The organism is Caulobacter sp. (assembly GCF_049283275.1).
Classification (GTDB): domain Bacteria; phylum Pseudomonadota; class Alphaproteobacteria; order Caulobacterales; family Caulobacteraceae; genus Caulobacter.
Genome location: NZ_JBAPVS010000296.1, coordinates 17,911 through 38,213, shown reverse-complemented (window position 1 = coordinate 38,213; position 20,303 = coordinate 17,911). Strand labels below are relative to the sequence as shown.

Below are 20,303 nucleotides of genomic sequence, written 5' to 3'. Positions count from 1 at the left end.
GTCACTCGAAAAAGAACGTGATAGGCGGTGGCCCGACAATTGCCGTGGGGGGTGCAGGTTCGTCCGAGCCGTCCGCGGAACTGCAAGATTCAAAACGAGGGACTAACAGAATGTCCGACATTCTCGAGCGCGTGCGTAAGATCGTCATCGAGCACCTGGACGCCGATCCGGAAAAGGTCACTGAAAAGGCCAGCTTCATCGACGACCTCGGCGCCGACAGCCTCGACAACGTCGAGCTGGTCATGGCGTTCGAAGAAGAATTCGACATCGAAATTCCGGATGACGCCGCCGAGCACATCCAGACCGTCGGTGACGCCGTGAAGTTCATCACGGAAAAGACCGGCGCCTAAGGCGTCGGGTTCGCGTATTTCCGCGAACAGGACTATCAACCGCCGCGTCGCACGGGCTCTTGCCATCGTGCGCGCGGCGGTTTTCGTATGTGGCCGAGATTCGCGGCGCAGATGGGGGCGACAGCAGGACACCGAATGGGTCCAGCATCCCCATATGTCCGCGATGCGAAGGTTAGGAGTGATCCATGCGTAGAGTCGTCGTCACCGGGCTTGGCCTCCTGACCCCTCTGGGGCAGGGCGTCGATATCACCTGGAAGAACATCCTGGCCGGCAAGTCCGGCGCGAACAGGATCTCGGCCTTCGACCCGACCGAATACGCCTGTCAGGTGGCCTGCGAAGTGCCGCGCGTCGACGGTCGTGGCGGCGGCGGTCCGGATGTCGAAGGCGCGTTCAACCCCGACCTGACCATGAGCCCGCGCGACCAGAAGCGCGTCGACGACTTCATCCTGTACGGCATCGCCGCCGCGGACGAAGCGGTGAAGGATTCGGGCTGGGTCCCGGAAACTGAAGAAGACAGGTACCGGACCGGGGTGATTCTCGGCTCGGGCATCGGCGGTCTTTCGACGATCGCCGACACGGCGCTCGAACTGGAGGCCAAGGGTCCGCGCCGGGTCAGCCCGTTCTTCATCTCCTCGGCCCTGATCAACCTCATCTCGGGCCAGGTTTCGATCCGCTACGGCTTCAAGGGCCCCAACCACGCCGTGGTCACCGCCTGCGCCACCGGCGCACACGCCATCGGCGACGCCACCCGGCTGATCAAGTACGGCGACGCCGACGTGATGGTCGCGGGCGGCGCGGAAGCGGCCGTCTGCAAGGTCGGCATGGCCGGCTTCATCGCCTGCCGGGCCGTCTCCACCGACTGGAACGAAACCCCGGAAAAGGCCTCGCGGCCCTATGACAAGGACCGCGACGGCTTCGTGATGGGCGAGGGCGCCGGCGCCCTGGTGCTGGAAGAGTACGAACACGCCAAGGCGCGCGGCGCCAAGATCTACGCCGAGGTCATCGGCTACGGCTTGTCGGGCGACGCCTATCACATCACCGCCCCGTCGGAAGACGGCGACGGCGGCTTCCGGGCCCTGTCGGCGGCCGTGAAGGACGCGGGCCTGCAGCCCTCGGACATCGACTACGTCAACGCCCACGGCACCTCGACCATGGCCGACGGCATCGAAGCCGGGGCCGTCGAGCGTTTCCTGGGCGATCACGCCAAGAACGTGGTGATGTCGTCGACCAAATCGATGACCGGCCACCTGCTGGGCGCGGCCGGTGCGATCGAGGCGATCTTCTCGATCCTGGCGATCCGCGACCAGATCGCGCCGCCGACCATCAACCTGGACAATCCGGACGTGAACGTCGCCATGAACCTGGCGCCGAACAAGGCCGTGCCGCACAAGATCGACGTGGCGGTGTCCAACAGCTTCGGCTTCGGCGGCACCAACGCCTCCGTCGTGTTCCGCAAAGTCTCGTGAGCCGCAAGCCCTCTCCGACCAGGAATGGGTCCCAACGGCGGACCTCGAAAACGGGGGCTCCTCGCCGGGCCGGCCCGCGCCGACGGGAATCGGCTCCCATCGGCCGCCGCATCGCGGCCATGGGCGCGGGCCTGCTGACCGTTCTGGGCCTAGTGGCCTTGGTGGTCGTGCTGTGCGCGGTGTGGGTCTATCAGGGCCCAGGGCCGGCCGCGCGGTCGGGCGAGGTCACCACCGTGGTCCTGCGACGCGGGGCCAGCCTGCCCGAGATCGCCTCCACCCTGGAGCAGGCCGGGGTGATCCGCTCGTCCTCCCTGTTCCTGACCGCCGCCCAGACGACCGGCGCGGCGCGCAAGCTGAAGGCCGGTGAGTACGAGTTTCCGTCGCACGCCTCGCTTCGCCAGGTGTTGATCAAGATCCGCGACGGCAAGATCGTCCGCCACAAGGTGACGATCGCCGAGGGCCTGACCTCGGAGATGGTGGTCGACATCCTGATGCGGGCCCCCGAGCTGACCGGCACCGTTCCGACCCCGCCCGAGGGCTCGATCCTGCCCGAGACCTACCAGGTCCAGCGCGGCGAAGACCGCGCGGCGGTGCTGCAGCGGATGATGGACGACCGTGACGCCCTGCTCGACGCGCTGTGGGCGACGCGCCAGCCGGGTCTCCCGTTCGAGACCAAGGACCAGGCCGTGACCCTGGCCTCGATCGTCGAGAAGGAAACCGGCCTAGCCAGCGAGCGTCCGCACGTGGCGGCGGTGTTCATCAACCGCCTGCGCCAGGGCGTCCGCCTGGGCAGCGACCCGACGATCATCTACGGCCTGACCCGCGGGCGGCCGCTGGGCCGAGGCATCCTGCAGTCGGAACTGCAGCGCCAGACGCCATACAACACCTATCTGATCGACGGTCTGCCGCCGACCCCGATCGCCAATCCGGGCAGGGCGGCCCTGGAGGCCGTGCTCAATCCGATCAAGAGCGACGACCTCTATTTCGTCGCCGACGGCACCGGCGGCCATGTCTTCGCCTCGACCTATGAAGAGCACGAGCGCAATGTCGCCCGGTGGCGGCAGGTGGAACGTGCGAAAGCGGCGGCCCCCGTGACGTCCAAGACCCCGCCAAGTCTTTAGAGGGGATGGGGAGGCTAGGATGGCGCTGTCAGGCATGACCGGCTTCGCCCGCGTCGAGGGCTCGCACGGGGCCTGGGCGTGGGCGGTTGAGGCGCGCAGCGTCAACGGCCGCAACCTGGAGACCCGCTTTCGCGGTCCGCCGGGCTTCGAAAGCCTGGACCGCGCGGCCCGCGACGGCGCCCAGACCCGCTTCCAGCGCGGCCAGCTGACCGTCAACCTGCAGGCCAAGCGAGTCGAGACCTTGGTGGCGACCCAGGTCAATGTCGAGGTGCTGGAGCGCTATCTGAAGGCCGGCGGCCCCTATGTCGCCACCGGCATGGTCGCCAAGCCCACCCTGGATGGCCTGTTGGCCCTGCGCGGCGTGATCGACGCCCGCGAGGAGGACGAGGCCGCCGAGGACCGCGCCGAGGTCGAGGCCGCCATGGCCGCCACGATCGCCCAGGCCCTGGACGGGCTGAAGGCGGCGCGGCTGGAGGAGGGCGCGGCCCTGGCTCCGATCCTGGCGGGCGCCGTCGACCGGATCGAGACCCTGACCGTCCTGGCCTCGCAGGAAGCCGCCGGCCAGCCGGCCGTGCTGAAGGACCGCTACGCGCGCAAGCTGACCGAACTGATCGGCGAGGCCGCCTCAGAGGACCGCATCGTCCAGGAAGCCGCCGCCATGGCCGTGAAGGCCGATGTGCGCGAGGAGCTGGACCGCCTGGCCAGCCACGTGGACGCGGCGCGGGCCCTGCTGGCCGCCGACGCGGCCGCCGGCCGTCGCCTGGACTTCCTCAGCCAAGAGTTCATGCGCGAGGCCAACACCCTTTGCAGCAAGTCGGCGCTGACGGCGCTGACCACCCACGGCCTGGATCTGAAGGCCACGATCGAGCAATTCCGAGAACAGGTTCAGAATGTCGAATAATCCGCATGGACGCACGCGCGGCCTGCTGCTGATGGTCGTGGCGCCGTCCGGCGTCGGCAAGACCTCGCTGACCCGCCGCCTGGTCGCAGACCACAACGACCTGCACCTGTCGATCAGCGCCACCACCCGCGAGCCGCGCCCGGGCGAGCACGACGGCCGCGACTATCATTTCGTCAGCGACGACAAGTTCCAGACCATGATCCAGGACCAGGCCTTCCTGGAATGGGCCGAGGTCTACGGCAACCACTATGGCAGCCCGCGCGGGCCGATCATGGAGGCGCTGGACCGCGGCGAGAGCGTGCTGTTCGACATCGACTTCCAGGGCGCGATGAAGGTCCACGCCCAGCTGCCCGAGGACTCGGTGCTGATCTACGTCCTGCCGCCGTCCCTGGCCGAGATGAGCCGCCGCCTGCACGCGCGCAGCCAGGACAGCGAAGAGGTCATCCACCGCCGTCTGGCCCGCGCCAAGGACGAGGTCGCCGCCTGGGAGCAGTTCGACTACGTCATCCTCAACGACGACTTCGACAAGGCCTATTCCGACCTGGCCCATATCTACCACGCCGAACGCCAGAAGCGGACGCGCAACCCGTGGATCGGCAACCTGGTGGGGGATCTGCTGAAGGAAGAGATCTAGGGGCGCCTCATCAGGCACGACGGTCGTCGTCGAACATCGCGACCCTGCTGGCGCCCCCCTGAGGGAACGCTGGTGCTTTCCGCGCCCCGCCACGCCCTTGCGACATCGTGCCGCTGACGCTTTGGGAGCGCTATCCGTCGCATCCCCGCCTTTGCGGCGGTGCTTGTTAAGGCTTCAGGCGTCCTGTGAAGGGTGCGGGGCCTTGGCGGCGCTCGATGACGGCGCGCAAGTGGCTCGCCGCGTCAGGGATGAGGGACGAAAATGGCGATCTTTCCGTGGTCGAATGATGCGGGTGCGACGCTCGACGCTCTGAAACAATCCTTCGCGATCATCGAATTCGACCCGAGCGGCAAGATCAACACGGCCAATCCGTTGTTCTGCCAGACCATGGGCTACAGCCTGGCGGAGATTCAAGGCCAGCCTCACAGCCTGTTCGCCGACCCCGTCGACGTGCAGGGCCAAGCCTATAAGGATTTCTGGTTTCAACTGGGCGCCGGCCAATTCGACTCCGGTGAATATAAGCGCCTCGGCAAGGGTGGTCGGGAGGTCTGGCTGCAGGCCTCCTACACGCCGGTGCTCGGCGCCGGCGGCAAGGTGGTCAAGGTCGTCAAGCTGGCGCTGGACATCACCAAGGCCAAGGTCAAGGCCGCCGAGGACGCCAGCATCCTGCAGGCGATTTTCCGCTCGCAGGCGGTGATCGAGTTCGACCTGGACGGCGTGATCCTCGAGGCCAACGACAATTTTCAGAAGGTCACGGGCTATAGCCGCCCGGAGTTGGTCGGCCACCATCACCGCATCCTCGCCGAGCCGGCCTATGCGGCGAGCGCCGCCTACGCGACGTTCTGGGAGCGGCTGCGAAAGGGCGAATTCCTGGCCGACGAGTTTCGCCGCCTCGGCAAGGACGGTCGGGAAGTCTGGCTGGAGGCGTCCTACAATCCAATCTTTGACGCCAATGGCAAGGTCACCAAGATCATCAAGTTCGCGACCGACCTTACGTCCCGGATGAGCAACGTCGCCTTCGTTGGCGCGGCCCTGGCCCGGCTTGCCCGGGGAGATCTGACGGCGCGTGTCGAACAGGCGTTGATGCCGTCGCTGGATCAGCTGCGCATTGATTTCAACGCCGCGGCCGAGGCCCTGCACGCGGCCTTGGCCCAGGTCTCGGAAGGGGCCTCGGCGATCCACGCCGGCGTGGATGATATCGCAAGGGCTTCGGAGGACCTGTCGCGTCGCACGGAACACCAGGCCGCCAGTCTGGAAGAGACCGCCGCGGCGCTCGACGAGATCACCGCCACGGTCAAGCGCTCGGCCCAAAGCGCCAGGGAAACAAACGCGGCGGTGTCGTTGACCCGGGAGGAGGCGGAGCATTCGGGGCAGGTCGTGGCCCAGGCGGTCGAGGCCATGGCGCGCATCGAGGCGTCTTCGCGGCAGATCACCCAGATCATCGGGGTGATCGACGAGATCGCTTTCCAAACCAACCTTCTGGCGCTCAACGCCGGCGTCGAGGCGGCCAGAGCGGGTGATGCGGGCCGAGGCTTCGCGGTCGTCGCCCAGGAAGTGCGGGCCCTGGCCCAACGCTCCGCGGACGCGGCCAAGGAGATCAAGACGCTGATCTCGGCGTCGTCCCAAGAGGTCGGTCGCGGCGTGGGCCTCGTCGGCGAAACGGGCAAGGCGCTTGAATCCATCGTCGGCAAGGTCGCCGAGATCGACGCCTTGGTCGCCGAGATCACCGTCTCGGCCCAGGAGCAGTCCACGGGTCTCGTGGAGGTCAACGTCGCCATCAACCAGATGGACCAGGTGGTGCAGCAAAACGCCGCCATGGTCGAGGAAGCCACCGCCGCCAGCCATGCCCTGACCGGGGAGGCGTCGGACCTCACGGCCGTCGTGTCACGCTTCACGGTGAAAGACGGCGCTCGCACGGCGACCTCAAGACGGGCGGAGCCCGCGCGTGCTTTGCAGCGGGTCGGCTAACTCCTTCATCCAGCCTTCGCGCGGGGCGGTCTGCGGCGTTTCAGCCCATTATCGCCCGCGCCAGCGCCTGAAATCCCGCCACGTCGATGGTTTCCGCCCGCGCATCCGGATTGATCCCGGCCTTCTCGCACAGCGCGCCGCCGCCCAGGCCCTTGAGGCTGGAGCGCAGCATCTTGCGGCGTTGGCCGAAGGCGGCGGCGGTGACCTTCTCCAGGGCCGCGACCATCGCCTTGTCGGGCGCGGGCTCCAACGGGACCAGACGCACCACGGCCGAGGCCACCTTGGGCGGCGGGGTGAAGGCGCGGGCCGGCAGGTCCATCACCACCTTGGCGCTGCAGACGGTCTGGGAGACCACGGCCAGGCGGCCATAGGCGTCGTCGTCGACATCGGCGGCGATGCGGTCGGCGACCTCCTTCTGGAACATCAGGGTCATCGACAGCGGCCGGAAGGGGCCGGTCAGCCAGTTGATCAGCAACGGCGTGCCGACATTGTAGGGCAGGTTGCTGACCATGTGGGCCGGACCGCCGGCGATGGCGGCCATGTCGACCTTCAGGGCGTCGCCCTGGACGATCTCAAGTCGGCCGTCGGCGGCGACGGACAGGTCTTCCAGCAGCGGGATGAAACGCTTGTCCATCTCGACCGCCACGACCCGCGCGCCAGTCTCCAGCAGCGCCCGGGTCAGACCGCCGGGGCCGGGACCGACCTCGATCACCACGTCGCCGTCGCCGACCTGAGCCAGGCGGGCGATCTTGCGGGTGATGTTCAGGTCCAGCAGGAAGTGCTGGCCGAAGCTCTTGTTGGCCAGCAGGTCATGCTCGGCGAGAACCTCGCGAAGCGGCGGCAGGTCGGCGAGGGTGGGCGACGTCATGTCAAAATGCTCTGGTTCGCAGGTCTTGGACCGTAATCCCCGTCCCCTAAAACTGTCTGGGCGACAAGCTCAGGATGAGGATCTCAACTGAACGGCCTTCGCCTTAGCCCTCATCCTGAGCCTGTCGAAGGACGGGGGCGGTTCACCGTCGTTTAAAATTAGGCCTGAATCGTTCAGGCAATGGCGCGGCGGTCGGCGATCTCGGCCGCCAGGCGGATGGCGGCGATCAGGCTGTCGGCCCGGGCCAGGCCCCGACCGGCGATGTCGAAACCCGTACCATGGTCGGGCGAGGTGCGCACGATCGGCAGGCCCAGGGTGACGTTCACCCCGGCCCAGAAGTCGAGCATCTTGACCGGGATCAGGGCCTGGTCGTGATACATGCACAGCACCGCGTCGTAGGTGGCGCGAGCCTCGGCGTGGAACAGGCTGTCGGCGGGGGAGGGGCCCCTGACCTCGACGCCCCAATCACTCAGGGCGGCGCGAAGAGCGCGGACGGCGGGCTCGATGATCGCCGCTTCCTCGCCGCCCAGGGCGCCGCCTTCGCCGGCGTGCGGGTTCAGGGCGGCCACCGCCAGGCGCGGGACAGCGATGCCGAAGTCCTTGCGCAAGGCCTCGGCCGTGACCAGGCCGGCATTGACGATCGCTTCGATGGACAAGGCCGAGGGAACGGCTGAAAGCGGCGTGTGGATGGTCACCAGGGCGGCGCGCAGGTCGCGGGCCGCCAGCATCATGATCGGACCGTGCGGCGGCTGACGCTCGCCCACATGGGTCAGTTCGGCCAGGAACTCGGTGTGGCCGGGAAAGGCGAAGCCGGCGTCGTAGAGCGGCGCCTTGGCGATCGGGGCGGTGACCAGGCCGGCCACGGCGCCCGACAGGGCCAGGCCCGCCCCGGTCTCGATCCAGCGGATCACTTGGGCGGCGTGGGCGCTGGAGGGCTTGCCGGACACCACGGGCGCCTGCAGCGGGATGTCGAGGACGGGCAAGGCCTCGCCGAACACCTTGATCGCCTCGACCGGCCCCGTGACGGTGCGGACCTTCACCCCGCCGCCGGCCGAGGCCAGCAGCTGAGCGTCGCCCACCACCATGAACGTCGGCCCCTCGGCGCGCAGGACCGACCAGGCCTTGGCGATGATCTCCGGCCCGATGCCGGCGGGATCGCCTGCGCTCAGGGCGAGAGCCGTGGTCTTCACCGGGTCTCGATGGTCGCCGAGTTGCGCAGGTCTCGCAGATAGCGTTTGGAGATCAGCGCAAGCTGTTGGCCGCGCAGGCGATTTTCGATCTGATCGCGGGTCGGCGCCTGGGCGCCCGACTGGCGCTTTCCGCAGACGGCGATCAGATGCAGGCCGGCGTCGGTGCGGATCGGATCCGAGATCTGGCCGACCTTGAGGCTGTTGGCGGCCTCCTGGAAGGCCGGAGCCAGGTCGGTGATCTCGGCCTCGCCCAGGTCACCGGCCACCACGCCGTCGACCTTGCCGGCCGTGGCCTCGAGGGTCTCGCAGCTGGTGATCTTGGGCTTCAGCTCGGCCAACAGCTTGGCGGCGGCGTCGACTTGCGGTTGGGGGGCGTCCTTGGGCAGGGCCACGGCGATCTGCTTGAGGTCGACCAGGGCCGTCTTGGCCCCCGAGCGCTTCTCGCGCAGATAGATGATGTAGACGCCGTCGCGCACCGGTATGGGGGCCGAGAGCTGGCCGGGACGCAGCTGTTCGAGCGCGGCGTCGACCTGGGGCGGCATTTCGCCGGGGCCGATCCAACCGGCGTCACCGCCGTTGGCCGCGGTCGGCGAGGCCGAGAACTGGCGGGCGACGGCCGGGAAGGGCGCGCCCTGCTGCATCTGGGTGATCAGCTGCTTGGCGCCGTTCTCGGCGATTTCCATGCCCCCGACGCGCGAGGCGTCAATGAACACTTCGCTGACCTGGTACTGTGGCTTGCTGGCGGCTTCGCTCTGGCGGCGTTCAAAGGCCTTGATCTGGTCGTCGCCGATCCGCAGGCGCGAGCCGTAGCGGCCGCTGATCCAGGCTTGCCAGCTGCTGTCGGCGCGAATCTGCGCCTTCCAGGTGTCGATGCCGACGCCCTGAGCCGCCAGCGACTGGGTCAACTGCTCGCCGGTCATGTTATTGCCGCGAGCGATGTCCTGGATCTGCTCCTCGACCTCCTTGTCGGTGGAGATGATCGTGGTCTTCTGATCCTTTTCGACCCGACGCAGTTCTTGCATCTGGACGTGCTCGTCGATCAGCGAACGCAGGGCTTCCTGCTCAAGCTGAGGCAGGTTCTCCTGGGTCGGCTGCATGCCCGACGTCACCATCAGCAGGCGCATGCGCTGCATCAGGTCGTAGCTGGAGATGATGTCGTCATTGACGACCGCCGCGACGCTTTCGGACAGCGGATTGACGGGCGCGGCAACCGGCGGAGCCTTCGCGGGGGAGGCTTCCTGAGCTTGGGTCGGCAAACCGAGGCCCACCACGGTCAAGGCGAGGATGGAGGCGGCGCTGGCCGCCAGTATTGTCACGCTACGCGCAGACCGCATCGGTATTGTCGTTCCTCTAGACGCGTCCAAAGGAAGGCGCGCGTTTAACCGCGCGTCCCCCGACGCGATGACATTCTAATCGGTGTACAGTGTGTCGCCCAATGTGGCGAGCGTTAGGCGCAGCACTATGGACTTATCGGACCTCAGCCTCAGGCCGGTCTCGGTCTGGGTATAACGATCCTCGTTCTGGTAGATGACATCCAGTCGAACGCAGTCGTCGGTATAGTAAACGCCCAGATCCTGCCGAGTCCAGGACCACTGGCTGTCGCTGACCGGACGGCCCAAGGCGCGGGCGTCCTGATAGGCCAGCCGCCCCAGCGCGGTGACGCCCCAGTTTTTGTTGATCTTGTAGTCGCCCCCGAAGTCGAGATTTTCCTGGCGGAAACCCGAAGTGTCCATGTTGTCCTTCAGATAACGCACGCTGCCGTAGCCGCGAGAGATCGAGGCATCAATGCCCGCCTCCAACCGGTTGAGCTTGCTGGTCTTGTCGTCGAAACGGGCGCGCATGAAGGCGCCGACTCCGCGGATCGGGACGGCTGTGGCCGCCACATTCCAGTCCGAGGCCTTTTGGTCCAGGCCCGCGCGGGTCGGCAGCAGGGGATCGACCTTTGTACGCAGGCTCCGGCCCACCAAGACGCTGGCGCTGCGTCCGTCCGCTAACTTCACCGTGGCGCGGCCGCCGACGTTCATCCGCGTGCCGCCTTCATAAAGGTCGAAGCCTGGCGACTTGTTGACGTCGAACAGGTTGGTTTCGTCGAGATCGAAGCTGGTGCTGTCTTCGTTGAAATAGATCGGCGCACCCTCGGGATGCTCGGGCGTGGCGGGGCCGCGGGCGACCACGATAGGCACCCGCGAGCTATCCGATCCCGAGGCGATTTGAACCAACGGCTCGAGCACGATGCTGCCGCCATTCTTCAGCGGCTTGAACATCGGCATGCTCAGATCAAACCCAGCCACGCCAAGTCCGCGTGAGTAGTTCAGGTTACCGTTGTCCCCAGCGGCCAGAGCGCCCGTTGCCAGGAAAACATCGTTCACCCGATAAGCGTCGCCCCGCGCTTGAACGAAGGGTTCGACGCGCAGGCCCGGCCCCAGGATCATGCTGGTCCGCCAGTCCCCCTGGACCGTTCCGCGGGCGGAATCCACGCCGCTCTGGCCCTTGTATTCGCTATAGGCGCCAAAGCCGTAGGGCGGCTCGCCGAACTGGGACTCCGAGCGGCCAAGCACGACACCGGAGCCCTGAACGCGAAGTCGACCGCCAAGGACTTGGGATTCCGGCTCCCACCGCGCCTCGACCAGCGGCCCGATCAGCGGGAAGGCGCCGCTGTTCTCGAACTTGTTGGCCAGGCCGGTGCCGGGATCGACCTGCACGACGCGCAGGCCCTGTATTGAGATCATCGAGGCCGAGAAGTAGGACCGGTCCGATTGCCTAGTCGCGTAAACCTGCGACATCAGACGATGGTCTTCCGCCGAGAATTGGCCGCGCTGCGCGTAGACGCCGCTGACGTCATAGTCATCGAAGATCAGCGCGTCCGAGGCCCGCTCGGCGGTAAAGCCCCATTTCCACTTGTCGTCGATATCGAAGAGGCCCCTGGCTAGAATGTAGCTCTTGGCCGTGGCCTCGCCGAACCGGTCGCCGTTGTTGTCGAAATCCTTTTCATAGGTGCCCCCGACCCGCGCCTCGACGTATCCCGAATAGAAGCGCTTGCGGTACGTCGCGTTCAGAAAGGGATTGACCTTCGTGTGGAACTGAGGCGCCACCACCAGATCCTGAGACGGCGAAAGCACGAACAAATAGGGTTGCTGGTAGACGAGGCCGCGCTTGTCGGAGATGGCGATCTTGGGGGCCAGAAACCCGGAGCCGCGTTCGGCTTGCGGATCCGGATGCCAGAAGATCGGCATGTAGAACAGGGGCGCGCCCCGAACGCGGATCGTCGCGCCGTGGTAGTAGATCAGGTGCTTGTTCTTGTCCTGAACGACCTTGTCGGCCTGGATGCTCCAGGTCGGCTTGGGCTTTTCGGCGCACACCTCGCAAGGGGTGTAGACGGCTCTGTTCAGCTCGGTGATCCGCTCGTTGCGGCGCACGGCGCTGTCGGCGGCGATCTTGATGTTCTGATCCAGACGGGCCGAAAAGCCGCGGGCGAAGCCGGCTTTCAGGTCCTTGTCCATGGTCATGTCGTCGGCGAATTCGGCGGTGCCGTCTTCATTGATCAGGGTGACGTGACCGTGGGCGGTGACCACGTCGGTCTTGGTGTCGTAAACCACCTCATCGGCCCGCAGGGTGCGGCCCTGATAGTGAGCCTCCACGCTCCCGCGGGCGGTCATCGTCTGATTGACGTCGTCGCGGATCAGAAGGTCGGACTCAAGATAATAGCCCGCGTCGTCGGCCGTATTGACCGGCGCCCCGGGCGGCGCAGGAGCGGCCGGGATCGTGGCGAGCGGTTGCTGAGCCTGCGCCGAGCCGGCCAGGGCGAGCCAAGCCGCTCCAGCCAGCAGGACCGCGCGGCCCTTTTCTGTCGCCCCCCAGCGAAGCTCCAACATCAACGACCTCGATCCGGACACAGACTCAACCATCCTCGGTATAGCAAAGCAGGGTCAGACCCGCCAAAAGCGCCACGATCGGCGGCGTCCACGCGGCCATGACCGGCGTCAGCACATCAGCCTTGCCCAGTGCGCCACACAGCTCGTTAAAGAAGAAGAAACCAAAGCCCAACGTCACCCCGGCGCCGGCAAGGCTCGCCAGGCCGCCCAGCCGCATCAGCCGCAGCGAAAAGGCGGCGGCCAGCACCGACATCGCCGCGAACAGCAACGGGGTGGCCAGAACCTGTTGCAGGCGCAGCCGGAAGGGGATCGACGAGAAGCCCGCCGCTTCCGTGCGCTTGATGGTCTCGGGCAGCCGCCAGACAACGATGGCTTGGGGATTGTTGAACCGCTCGGACGCGGTGCGGTCGTCCAGATCGGACGGCATCGTGTAGGTCTCGGAGCGGATCGCGCCGGAGCCCGGCATGGCCACGCGCACACCCGACAGCCGCCAGAAACCCGGTTCCAGCCGGGCCTCGTCCGCCTCGATGCGTTGCGAGAACTGCAGGGCGCCGTTGGGCTGCACCGCATAGACGAACAACGACACCCCGCGCAGGCGAACCGAGTCATCGACCTGGTCGCGCGCCCGGGCCCGGATGACGACCTGGGTCTTATCATCGCCCTGGCGCAGCCACAGACCCTTGGGCGCCGACTTCAGGTAGTTTTCCATCAGCGCGTTGCGCGAGGTCTCGAACTGGGCGCTCATCGCCGAGGTCAGGGGATTGAGCAGGGTCAGGGTCAGCAGACCCATCACGAAGGCGGCGACGGCCGCGGGCATGATGAAGCGCCAGGCCGAAACACCCGCGGCCCGCATCGCGATCAGTTCGCTGCGCCGGTTCAGTCCGACGAAGGCGCCCAAGGTGCCGAACAGGAAGATGAAGGGCGTCAGCACCAAGATCGTGGCGGGCGCCTGCAGCAAGGTCAGGAACAGCAGTTGGGCGAAGCCCGCCTCGGTTCGGGTCCCGACATTCTTGGAAATGTCGACGAAGGCGATCAGCATGACCAACACGCTGACAACCGCCAAGGCGCTGGCGAGACCGCTCAGGGTCTTTCTGAGCACATAGCGTTCGATCATGCCGACGCCGATCATCGCCCCTCCAGCGGTTGGAGCGCGGTGCGTCCGCCGATCGCGATGTAGCGTCCGACCTTCTGGCGGAAAATCTGGCTCAGGCCCCACCAGATCGCTGCGAGCGGCACGACGTACTGCAGCGGATTGAGTGCGGCGTCGTTGTCGCAGGCCGCCTTCACGCCAAAGCCCAGAATTTGAACCATGGCGGCGGCGGCGCCGACGACGGCGATCCGCTTACTGTAGCCCATACGGCTGAACGATCCGCCGAGCACCGCCGCCAAGGCCATCGACATCATGGCCAGGTTGTAGAGCGGGCTGGTCAGGCGCCAGTGGCCTTCCGACAGCAGCTTTACCTGGTTGTTTTGCTCCCAGGTCTGGGTGAGGTCGGGGAAGAACAGTTCATGCGGGTAGCGATCGGCGATCTTGTAGTGAAGCAGCTCGTCGTTTTGAAACAGCGAGCTGAGGTCGAAGGTGTATTCGTCCCAGGACAGGTACTGGAGCACGCCCGAGCTGGAAAACTCCTGGTTGGAGCCCTTGCGCAGGATCAGCACCGGCAACCCCTTGCGCTCGCCGATGACGCCTTCGCGGGCGGTGTAGGTGATGGAGCCGCCGTTGGCCTTTTCCTGGTGGATGAACAGATTGTGGATGACCTGGTCGCGGTCGATAGTCTGGGCGTAGACCGTCAGGTTCGGACCCGGCTCGGTGAACTCGCCCGGGCGCACCAGGATCGAGGCCAGGTCGGACTTCATGTCGAAGAAGGTTTCGCGAATCGCCCGGGAGCTCCACGGCGCCACCCACAGGCTCATGACCAGGGACAACAGCGTCGCATAGACCGCCAACCGCACAGCCGGCGAGATCACCCGCCAGCGACTCATGCCGCCCGCGAAACAGACGACGATTTCCTGCTCGGTGTGCAGCCGGTTCAGGGCCACGAGGGTGGCGACGAACACGGCGATCGGCAGGACCATGGCCAGCAACTGGGGCAGGGCTAGGGCGATGATCTTCAGGAAAACCCCTGCGCTTTGGCGTTGCTCGATAATGACATCGAACTCCGACAGGCTGCGCGCCAACAGGGCGAGCGCGACCAGGGCCAACGTCGCCAGCAGCGTCGGGCCCAGCAGCTGGCGGAAGAGGTAGCGTTCGATCAGGCGCATCGCGGTTGGGGCAGGAGACCGACGGGGAGGGAAAAAGGGCGGAGTCGCGCGGTGCGGCCCCCAAATGTCGGTCTCTTCTACACGGCGTGTTCGCGTGCGCACAACCGCTCAAGTCAGGCGGAAAAGCGGCGCGGCTTCCCATGGGACGACCATCGCGCCGACGCGCCCGACGATTGGTGCTTTTCTTCGGTTCAGGTTTGGGTCAATCCAACGGACTGAAGGTCCCGCTAGGGCTCCATCGGTTTTCAGGAGCGCGTCATGCGTATCGAGTTCGTCACCGCCGACACCCAGGCCGGCGCCAACGCCGCCTTGGCCGTCCTCGCCTACGAGGCCGCCGCCCTGTCGCCGGAAGCCAAGGCCGTCAATGAGGCGACCGGCGGGGCCCTGGCCCGCGCCGTCGCCGGCGGACGTTTCACCGGCGCCAAGGGTCAGACCCTGGACCTGGTCGCCCCCGCCGGCCTGGAGGCCGCTCGGGTGTTGTTGGTCGGCGTCGACGGCGACGGCGCCGTCGAGCCCGAGGCGGTCGAGCTCGCCGCCGGTCACGCCTTTCAGGCGCTGAAGGCCTCGGGCGTCACCGAACTGTTGCTGAAATTGGGCGGCGACGCCGAGACGGCCGCCCGCGCGGCCTTCGGCGTCAAGCTGGCGGCCTATCGTTTCGACAAGTACCGCACCACCGAGAAGGCCGAGAAGAAGCCCTCCGTGACCGTGGTCAAGGTCGCGGCCGCTGATCCCGCCAAGGCGCAAAAGGCGTTCGCAAGCCTGGAAGCCGTGGCCGACGCCGTCCTGTTCAGCCGCGACCTGGTCTCCGAGCCGGCCAACATCCTGCATCCCGAGAGCTTCGCCGCTCGCGTGAAGGGCCTGGAGAAGCTGGGTCTGGAGGTCGAGATCCTCGGCGAGGCGCAGATGGCCAAGCTGGGCATGGGCAGCCTGCTGGGCGTGGGGCAGGGCAGCCGTCGCGAGAGCCAGCTGGTGGTGATCAAGTGGCTGGGCGCGTCCGACAAGTCGGCTCAGCCCGTGGCCTTCGTCGGCAAGGGCGTGACCTTCGACACCGGCGGCATCAGCATCAAGCCCGCCGACGGCATGGAGGACATGAAGTGGGACATGGGCGGCGCGGCCGCCGTGACCGGCGTCATGCACGCCCTGGCCGGCCGCAAGGCCAAGGTCAACGCCATCGGCGTCCTGGGCCTGGTCGAGAACATGCCGGACGGCAACGCCCAGCGCCCGGGCGACGTGGTCACCTCGATGTCGGGCCAGACCATCGAGGTCATCAACACCGACGCCGAGGGCCGCCTCGTTCTGGCCGACGCCCTCTGGTACTGCCAGGACCGTTTCAAGCCCAAGTTCATGGTCGACCTGGCCACCCTGACGGGCGCGATCATCATCTCGCTGGGTCACGATCTGGGCGGCCTGTTCAGCAATAACGACGGCTTGTCGGAAAAGCTTCTGGCCGCCGGCAAGGCCGAGCGCGAGCCGCTGTGGCGCATGCCGATGCCGGCCGCCTACGAAAAGCAGATCGAAAGCCCGATCGCCGACCTGAAGAACATAGGCGGCCGCCCGGCCGGTTCGATCACCGCGGCGCTGTTCCTGCAGAAGTTCGTCAACGGCGTGCCCTGGGCTCACCTGGACATCGCCTCGGTGGCCTGGAAGAAGCCCTCGACCGATCCGACCGTCCCGGACGGCGCGGTCGGCTTCGGCGTGCGTCTGCTCAACCGCCTCGTAGCCGACGCCTACGAAGGCTGACCTTGACCGCCGCGCCCTGCGACATCTGGTTCTATCACCTCGAGCGCAGCCCCTTGGAAGAGGTGCTGCCCGGACTGCTGGAAAAGACCCTGGGGCGCGGCTGGCGGGCGCTGGTGCGTAGCGACGATCCGGCCCGCTTGCGGGCCCTGGACGCCCATCTGTGGACCTGGCGGGAGGACAGCTTCCTGCCGCACGGCCTGGCTGACGAGCCGATGGCCGACCGCCAGCCGGTGCTGCTGACCGACAAGCTGGACAACCCGAACGACGGTCAGGCGTTGTTCCTGCTCGACGGGGCCGAGCCGGGCGATCTTGCGGCGTTCGAACGCTGCATCCTGCTGTTCGACGGTCGCGACGAAGAGGCCCTGCGCCTGGCGCGGGGTCGATGGAAGGCTTTCAAGGGCGCGGGTCATCCCGTGTCCTACTGGCGTCAGGGCGCCGAACGCGGATGGGAGAAGCAGGCATGAATCGGTTGCTGTTGACGGGCGTCGTCCTGGTCCTGGCCTCGTGCTCCAGCGCGCCCGAACCCGCGCCGATGCCGCCGCCGGAAACCCGGACCGCGCCGCCGGCCATCGCCCTTCCCAAGCCGTCCGAGCCCGACAAGGACCAGTGCGGTCTGAAGGAGGCCCAGGCCTTCGTCGGCAAGAACCGCACCGACCTGCCGGCCCCGGTCGATCCCTCGCGCTGGCGGGTGGCCTGCACCACCTGCCCGGTGACCATGGATTACCGCCCCGACCGGCTGAACATCCTGTTCAATCCCGACACCGGCGTCGTCCAGCAGGTCAAGTGCGGATAGGACGGGCCGCTTAGCGGGTTCCGACGCCCGGGAACAAGGCCGGTTCGCCGTCGAACACGCCCAGATAGCCCAGCTCGCCCAGCAGTGGGGTCACTGTGTCGGCATAGTCGTCGGCATGCCCGTGCAGGAGCGCGGGGCGGCCGAGCTGGTCTTGCAGCCGATAGACGGTCCAGATCTTGCCGCGCGGAGCCGGGGCGCCAGGCTGCAGAAAGCGGTGCTCCCAGCCGACCAGGGCGGGCGTGCGGCCGATCTCGACGTCGAATGGACGGTCGCGGAAGGCCAGGTCCATGTCCAGCCGCATGGCCTCGGCCAGACGCTGGTCCAGCCATTGACCGAAGGCCGCCAGCACCGAGTGGGCCGACAGGCCTTCCGGATTGGCGACGATGTGGTTTCGCGATGAATTTCCTGGGCTCATGAGCGCAGAAATATCGCCGTTGTCTCACATAATGGCTAAGAGATGTGGTTTCGCGACCCTTAACCAAACCGTGCGCGAAACCCGCCCGCGCGTTTTTGCCGCAGCTGGGCAATAGATGCCCGCCAAGGTTGCCAGCCTTCCAGGCCGTGCGTTGAATTTCCGACGGTTTTAGCTCTGGCATGGGGATTGCTCCCCTCGGCTCAGCGAAACCCGGAGAGCGACCGATGACGATCAGCGCGGTGAATTCGACCAGCGGCCTGGCGCGCATGACGACGGCGACGTCGCTCCGTCCCGAAGGGGGCATCCCGGTTTCCGAGCTCAAGCGGCTGAACGCGACGCCGCTTCAGGTCACGCCGCGCAGCTTTCCGATGCTGCAGCCGCTCGACCCGGAGACTCTGATCCAAGCGATGGACAAGGCCGGCGTGGTGTCGGACGACGATCCGTCCAAGCTGTTCGCCGAAGTCTATAAGAACGGCCAGGTGGTGGCTCGGCTCTACAACGGCGGCAGCTCGGTGACCTATGGCAAGGCCGACGGCATTATCACGGGCGCCGACGAACCCTATGATGGCGGGCCGCAACTGGCTCAATGGCGCGCCAACAAGATCGCGGCGGCCATGGGCGGAACCGTCAAGATGGCCGCCACCGCCCAGACCCAATCCCAGTGGCAGGTGACCTACGCCGCCGAGCAAGCCAAGCGCGACCAGGTGATGGCGCCGTATCGCGCCGCCATGGCCGCCTTCCAAGCCGCGATGGACTCAGCGGAACCCGTTCCCGCTCGGCCGTTGACGCAGGTCTAGGCCTCGGCCGCCGTCAGTTCCTCGGCCAGACCCATCCACACCGCCTCGGCCTCGTCCAGCTTGGCCTTGGCGTTGTCGCGGCGTTTGGTCAGTTCGGCGACCTTGGTCGGGTTCTTGTAGAGCTGCGGATCGGCCAACTGGGCGTCCAGCTCGGCCACCTGACGGGTCGTGCGGGTGACGACCTGCTCGGCGGCCTCGATCTTGCGCTTCAGGGGCTCGATGGCGACGGTTTTCTTGGGCGGTGCGGCGGCGGGAACATCGGCCTTGGCCGGCTCGCGCGCGACCTGGGTGGGTTTCACCGCCTGCTTGGCGCGGTCGAGCACGAACTTGGCGTACTCGTCCATGTCGCCGTCGAACGGCTTGACGGTGCCGTCGGCGGCCAGCCACAGGCGGTCGGCGACCAACTCCATCAGCGAACGGTCGTGGGTGATCAGGATCACCGCGCCCTCGTAGTCGTTCAGCGCGTCCAGCAGGGCCCGGCGGCTGTCGATGTCCAGGTGGTTGGTCGGTTCGTCGAGGATCAGCATGTGCGGCGCGTCCATCGCCACCATGTTGAGCAACAGGCGGGCCCGTTCGCCGCCCGACAGATTAGCGACCGTGGTCTCCTGCTTCTCGAAGCCGAGGCCGAACTGGGCCAGACGCGAGCGGCGCGAGGATTCCGAAGCGTCCGGCATGGCCCGACGGATGATCTCCAGCGGCGTGTCGTCCGGATCCATCGCCTCGATCTGGTGCTGGTGGAACCAGCCGACCTTCATCTTGCGGTCGCGATGGAATTCGCCCGACTGCACGCCCAGCGCCCCCGCGATCATCTTGGCGAAGGTCGACTTGCCCGCGCCGTTGACGCCCAACAGGCCGATGCGGTCGTCCAGGTCCATGCGTAGGTTGAGGTTCTTGAGGATCGAGCGGCCTTCCTCATAGCCGACATTGGCGCGCTCCAGCCGGATCAGCGGCGGCGGCAGCGGGCGCGGCGGCGAGGGCAGGGTGAAGGGGGCGACGCGCTCCTCGATCGTGGTGGCCACCGGCTGCATCTTGGCCAGGCGTTTCATCCGCGACTGCGCTTGCGCCGCCTTGGAGGCCTTGGCCTTGAAACGGTCGACGAAGGCCTGCAGGTGGGCGCGCTCGGCGTCCTGCTTGGCCTTGGCCGACAGCTGCAGGCGGGCCTTCTCGGCGCGGCGCTCCTCGAAGTCGTCGTAGCCGCCGGTGTAGAGCTCCAGCTTGCCGCCGGCCAGGTGCAGCATGTGGGTGCAGCTGTTGTTGAGCAGCTCGCGGTCGTGGCTGACGATCAGGGCGGTGTGCGGATACTTCTGCAGGCGCGCCTCAAGCCACAGGGCGCCTTCCAGGTCGAGATAGTTGGTCGGTTCGTCCAGCAGCAGCATGTCCGGCTCGGCGAACAGCGCCGCGGCCAGGGCCACGCGCATGCGCCAGCCGCCGGAGAACTCGGCCATCGGCCGGGCCAGGTCTTCCTGGCTGAAGCCCAGGCCGACCAGGATTTCCGAGGCCTTGGCCGGCGCGGCGTCGGCGTCGATCTCGATCAGCCGGGCCCAGATCTCGCCCATGTCCTCGGGCTCAGCGGTGTCCAGGCTGGTCAGCAGCCGGTGGCGCTCCTCGTCGGCCTCCAGCACGGTCTCCAGCAGGGTGAAGGGCGTGGCCGGGTGCTCCTGGTCCACCGAACCGATCCGGGCGCTCTTGGGCAGGCTGATCTCGTCGTCGCTGGCCTGCAACTGGCCGAGGATCAGCTTGAACAGCGTGGACTTGCCCACGCCGTTGCGGCCGATCAGCCCCACCTTGGCGCCGGGCGGCAGACTCACGCTGGCGTGGTCGAAGAACTTCCGACCCCAGGCATTGAAGGTCAGGTCTTTGATCTGGAGCATTTGATTTAAAGGTACGCGGCGGGTTGGCGGGGAGGAGGCGCCCGGCTATAAGCCC

General features: G+C 66.9%; 18 protein-coding genes. 10 read left to right on the top strand and 8 right to left on the bottom strand.

Annotated features, from left to right (window positions below; all coding sequences use genetic code 11):
* Nucleotides 1-110: 110 nt before the first annotated feature.
* The 6 genes from WAL33_RS16890 to WAL33_RS16865 all read left to right on the top strand — a co-directional run bounded on the left by WAL33_RS16890 (nt 111) and on the right by WAL33_RS16865 (nt 6,440).
* On the top strand, nt 111-350 hold the full coding sequence (locus tag WAL33_RS16890; protein WP_007672577.1) for an acyl carrier protein: 240 nt from the start codon (nt 111-113) through the stop codon (nt 348-350).
* Nucleotides 351-535: 185 nt separating this feature from the next.
* Complete coding sequence (fabF, locus tag WAL33_RS16885) at nt 536-1,816, top strand: beta-ketoacyl-ACP synthase II (RefSeq protein WP_422182685.1); 1,281 nt, start codon at nt 536-538, stop codon at nt 1,814-1,816.
* Nucleotides 1,817-1,935: 119 nt separating this feature from the next.
* Nucleotides 1,936-2,937: an endolytic transglycosylase MltG gene (gene mltG / locus WAL33_RS16880; RefSeq protein ID WP_422182684.1), complete on the top strand. Its 1,002-nt coding sequence runs from the start codon at nt 1,936-1,938 to the stop codon at nt 2,935-2,937.
* A 19-nt stretch (nt 2,938-2,956) separates the two neighbouring features.
* Nucleotides 2,957-3,838, top strand: a complete 882-nt coding sequence (locus tag WAL33_RS16875; RefSeq protein WP_422182683.1) for a YicC/YloC family endoribonuclease — start codon at nt 2,957-2,959, stop codon at nt 3,836-3,838.
* Nucleotides 3,828-4,472 carry a guanylate kinase gene (gene gmk, locus WAL33_RS16870; RefSeq protein ID WP_422182682.1) on the top strand — a complete coding sequence of 215 codons (645 nt, stop codon included), beginning with the start codon at nt 3,828-3,830 and terminating at the stop codon, nt 4,470-4,472. The genes WAL33_RS16875 and gmk overlap by 11 nt, the downstream gene beginning before the upstream one ends.
* 261 nt (nt 4,473-4,733) lie before the next feature.
* Nucleotides 4,734-6,440 carry a methyl-accepting chemotaxis protein gene (locus WAL33_RS16865; RefSeq protein ID WP_422182681.1) on the top strand — a complete coding sequence of 569 codons (1,707 nt, stop codon included), beginning with the start codon at nt 4,734-4,736 and terminating at the stop codon, nt 6,438-6,440.
* Nucleotides 6,441-6,480: 40 nt separating this feature from the next.
* Here WAL33_RS16865 and rsmA read toward each other — a convergent pair whose 3' ends face one another.
* From rsmA to lptF, 6 genes are all read right to left on the bottom strand, one after another.
* On the bottom strand, nt 6,481-7,308 hold the full coding sequence (rsmA, locus tag WAL33_RS16860) for a 16S rRNA (adenine(1518)-N(6)/adenine(1519)-N(6))-dimethyltransferase RsmA (protein WP_422182680.1): 828 nt from the start codon (nt 7,306-7,308) through the stop codon (nt 6,481-6,483).
* Between the two features lie 173 nt (nt 7,309-7,481).
* The gene (gene pdxA, locus WAL33_RS16855; protein WP_422182679.1) at nt 7,482-8,498 is read right to left on the bottom strand and encodes a 4-hydroxythreonine-4-phosphate dehydrogenase PdxA; all 1,017 of its coding nucleotides are present in this window, start codon (nt 8,496-8,498) and stop codon (nt 7,482-7,484) included.
* Entirely contained in the window at nt 8,495-9,832 is a 1,338-nt protein-coding gene (locus tag WAL33_RS16850; RefSeq protein WP_422182678.1) for a peptidylprolyl isomerase, read from the bottom strand. The genes pdxA and WAL33_RS16850 overlap by 4 nt, the downstream gene beginning before the upstream one ends.
* A 75-nt stretch (nt 9,833-9,907) precedes the next feature.
* Nucleotides 9,908-12,370 (bottom strand): LPS-assembly protein LptD, encoded by a 2,463-nt coding sequence (locus WAL33_RS16845; RefSeq protein ID WP_422182677.1) that lies wholly within the window; start codon nt 12,368-12,370, stop codon nt 9,908-9,910.
* A gap of 25 nt (nt 12,371-12,395) precedes the next feature.
* Nucleotides 12,396-13,499, bottom strand: coding sequence for an LPS export ABC transporter permease LptG (gene lptG, locus WAL33_RS16840; RefSeq protein WP_422182676.1), 1,104 nt, complete (start codon nt 13,497-13,499; stop codon nt 12,396-12,398).
* Nucleotides 13,496-14,632 carry an LPS export ABC transporter permease LptF gene (lptF, locus tag WAL33_RS16835; RefSeq protein ID WP_422182675.1) on the bottom strand — a complete coding sequence of 379 codons (1,137 nt, stop codon included), beginning with the start codon at nt 14,630-14,632 and terminating at the stop codon, nt 13,496-13,498. Before lptF ends, lptG begins: the two co-directional genes overlap by 4 nt.
* Nucleotides 14,633-14,890: 258 nt before the next feature.
* Here lptF and WAL33_RS16830 point away from each other — a divergent pair, with 258 nt between their 5' ends.
* From WAL33_RS16830 to WAL33_RS16820, 3 genes are read left to right on the top strand one after another with little or no spacing between them, the layout of a single operon-like run.
* The gene (locus tag WAL33_RS16830) at nt 14,891-16,372 is read left to right on the top strand and encodes a leucyl aminopeptidase (protein ID WP_422182674.1); all 1,482 of its coding nucleotides are present in this window, start codon (nt 14,891-14,893) and stop codon (nt 16,370-16,372) included.
* Between the two features lie 2 nt (nt 16,373-16,374).
* Complete coding sequence (locus WAL33_RS16825; protein ID WP_422182673.1) at nt 16,375-16,836, top strand: DNA polymerase III subunit chi; 462 nt, start codon at nt 16,375-16,377, stop codon at nt 16,834-16,836.
* Entirely contained in the window at nt 16,833-17,165 is a 333-nt protein-coding gene (locus tag WAL33_RS16820) for a peptidase inhibitor I78 (RefSeq protein ID WP_422182672.1), read from the top strand. The genes WAL33_RS16825 and WAL33_RS16820 overlap by 4 nt, the downstream gene beginning before the upstream one ends.
* A 10-nt stretch (nt 17,166-17,175) precedes the next feature.
* Here the strand turns inward: WAL33_RS16820 and WAL33_RS16815 are convergent, their stop codons facing one another.
* A complete protein-coding gene (locus WAL33_RS16815) occupies nt 17,176-17,580 on the bottom strand; it encodes a hypothetical protein (protein ID WP_422182671.1) in 405 nt (134 codons plus the stop codon).
* 224 nt (nt 17,581-17,804) lie between these two features.
* On the opposite strand from WAL33_RS16815, the gene WAL33_RS16810 reads away from it, so the two are divergent.
* Nucleotides 17,805-18,377 (top strand): hypothetical protein, encoded by a 573-nt coding sequence (locus WAL33_RS16810; protein WP_422182670.1) that lies wholly within the window; start codon nt 17,805-17,807, stop codon nt 18,375-18,377.
* Here the strand turns inward: WAL33_RS16810 and WAL33_RS16805 are convergent.
* Nucleotides 18,374-20,248 carry an ABC-F family ATP-binding cassette domain-containing protein gene (locus WAL33_RS16805; RefSeq protein WP_422182669.1) on the bottom strand — a complete coding sequence of 625 codons (1,875 nt, stop codon included), beginning with the start codon at nt 20,246-20,248 and terminating at the stop codon, nt 18,374-18,376. The two genes, WAL33_RS16810 and WAL33_RS16805, sit on opposite strands and share 4 nt — an antisense overlap.
* Nucleotides 20,249-20,303 lie beyond the last annotated feature (55 nt).

What these genes read in the sequence shown, in the direction of transcription:
- WAL33_RS16820 (WP_422182672.1), top strand. Translation starts at nt 16,833, where the DNA reads ATGAATCGGTTGCTGTTGACGGGCGTCGTCCTGGTCCTGGCCTCGTGC.
- WAL33_RS16850 (WP_422182678.1), bottom strand. Translation starts at nt 9,832, where the DNA reads ATGCGGTCTGCGCGTAGCGTGACAATACTGGCGGCCAGCGCCGCCTCC.
- WAL33_RS16810 (WP_422182670.1), top strand. Translation starts at nt 17,805, where the DNA reads ATGACGATCAGCGCGGTGAATTCGACCAGCGGCCTGGCGCGCATGACG.
- mltG (WP_422182684.1), top strand. Translation starts at nt 1,936, where the DNA reads ATGGGCGCGGGCCTGCTGACCGTTCTGGGCCTAGTGGCCTTGGTGGTC.
- WAL33_RS16845 (WP_422182677.1), bottom strand. Translation starts at nt 12,370, where the DNA reads ATGTTGGAGCTTCGCTGGGGGGCGACAGAAAAGGGCCGCGCGGTCCTG.
- rsmA (WP_422182680.1), bottom strand. Translation starts at nt 7,308, where the DNA reads ATGACGTCGCCCACCCTCGCCGACCTGCCGCCGCTTCGCGAGGTTCTC.
- lptG (WP_422182676.1), bottom strand. Translation starts at nt 13,499, where the DNA reads ATGATCGGCGTCGGCATGATCGAACGCTATGTGCTCAGAAAGACCCTG.
- WAL33_RS16865 (WP_422182681.1), top strand. Translation starts at nt 4,734, where the DNA reads ATGGCGATCTTTCCGTGGTCGAATGATGCGGGTGCGACGCTCGACGCT.
- WAL33_RS16805 (WP_422182669.1), bottom strand. Translation starts at nt 20,248, where the DNA reads ATGCTCCAGATCAAAGACCTGACCTTCAATGCCTGGGGTCGGAAGTTC.
- WAL33_RS16815 (WP_422182671.1), bottom strand. Translation starts at nt 17,580, where the DNA reads ATGAGCCCAGGAAATTCATCGCGAAACCACATCGTCGCCAATCCGGAA.
- lptF (WP_422182675.1), bottom strand. Translation starts at nt 14,632, where the DNA reads ATGCGCCTGATCGAACGCTACCTCTTCCGCCAGCTGCTGGGCCCGACG.
- WAL33_RS16830 (WP_422182674.1), top strand. Translation starts at nt 14,891, where the DNA reads ATGCGTATCGAGTTCGTCACCGCCGACACCCAGGCCGGCGCCAACGCC.
- gmk (WP_422182682.1), top strand. Translation starts at nt 3,828, where the DNA reads ATGTCGAATAATCCGCATGGACGCACGCGCGGCCTGCTGCTGATGGTC.
- WAL33_RS16875 (WP_422182683.1), top strand. Translation starts at nt 2,957, where the DNA reads ATGGCGCTGTCAGGCATGACCGGCTTCGCCCGCGTCGAGGGCTCGCAC.
- WAL33_RS16890 (WP_007672577.1), top strand. Translation starts at nt 111, where the DNA reads ATGTCCGACATTCTCGAGCGCGTGCGTAAGATCGTCATCGAGCACCTG.
- fabF (WP_422182685.1), top strand. Translation starts at nt 536, where the DNA reads ATGCGTAGAGTCGTCGTCACCGGGCTTGGCCTCCTGACCCCTCTGGGG.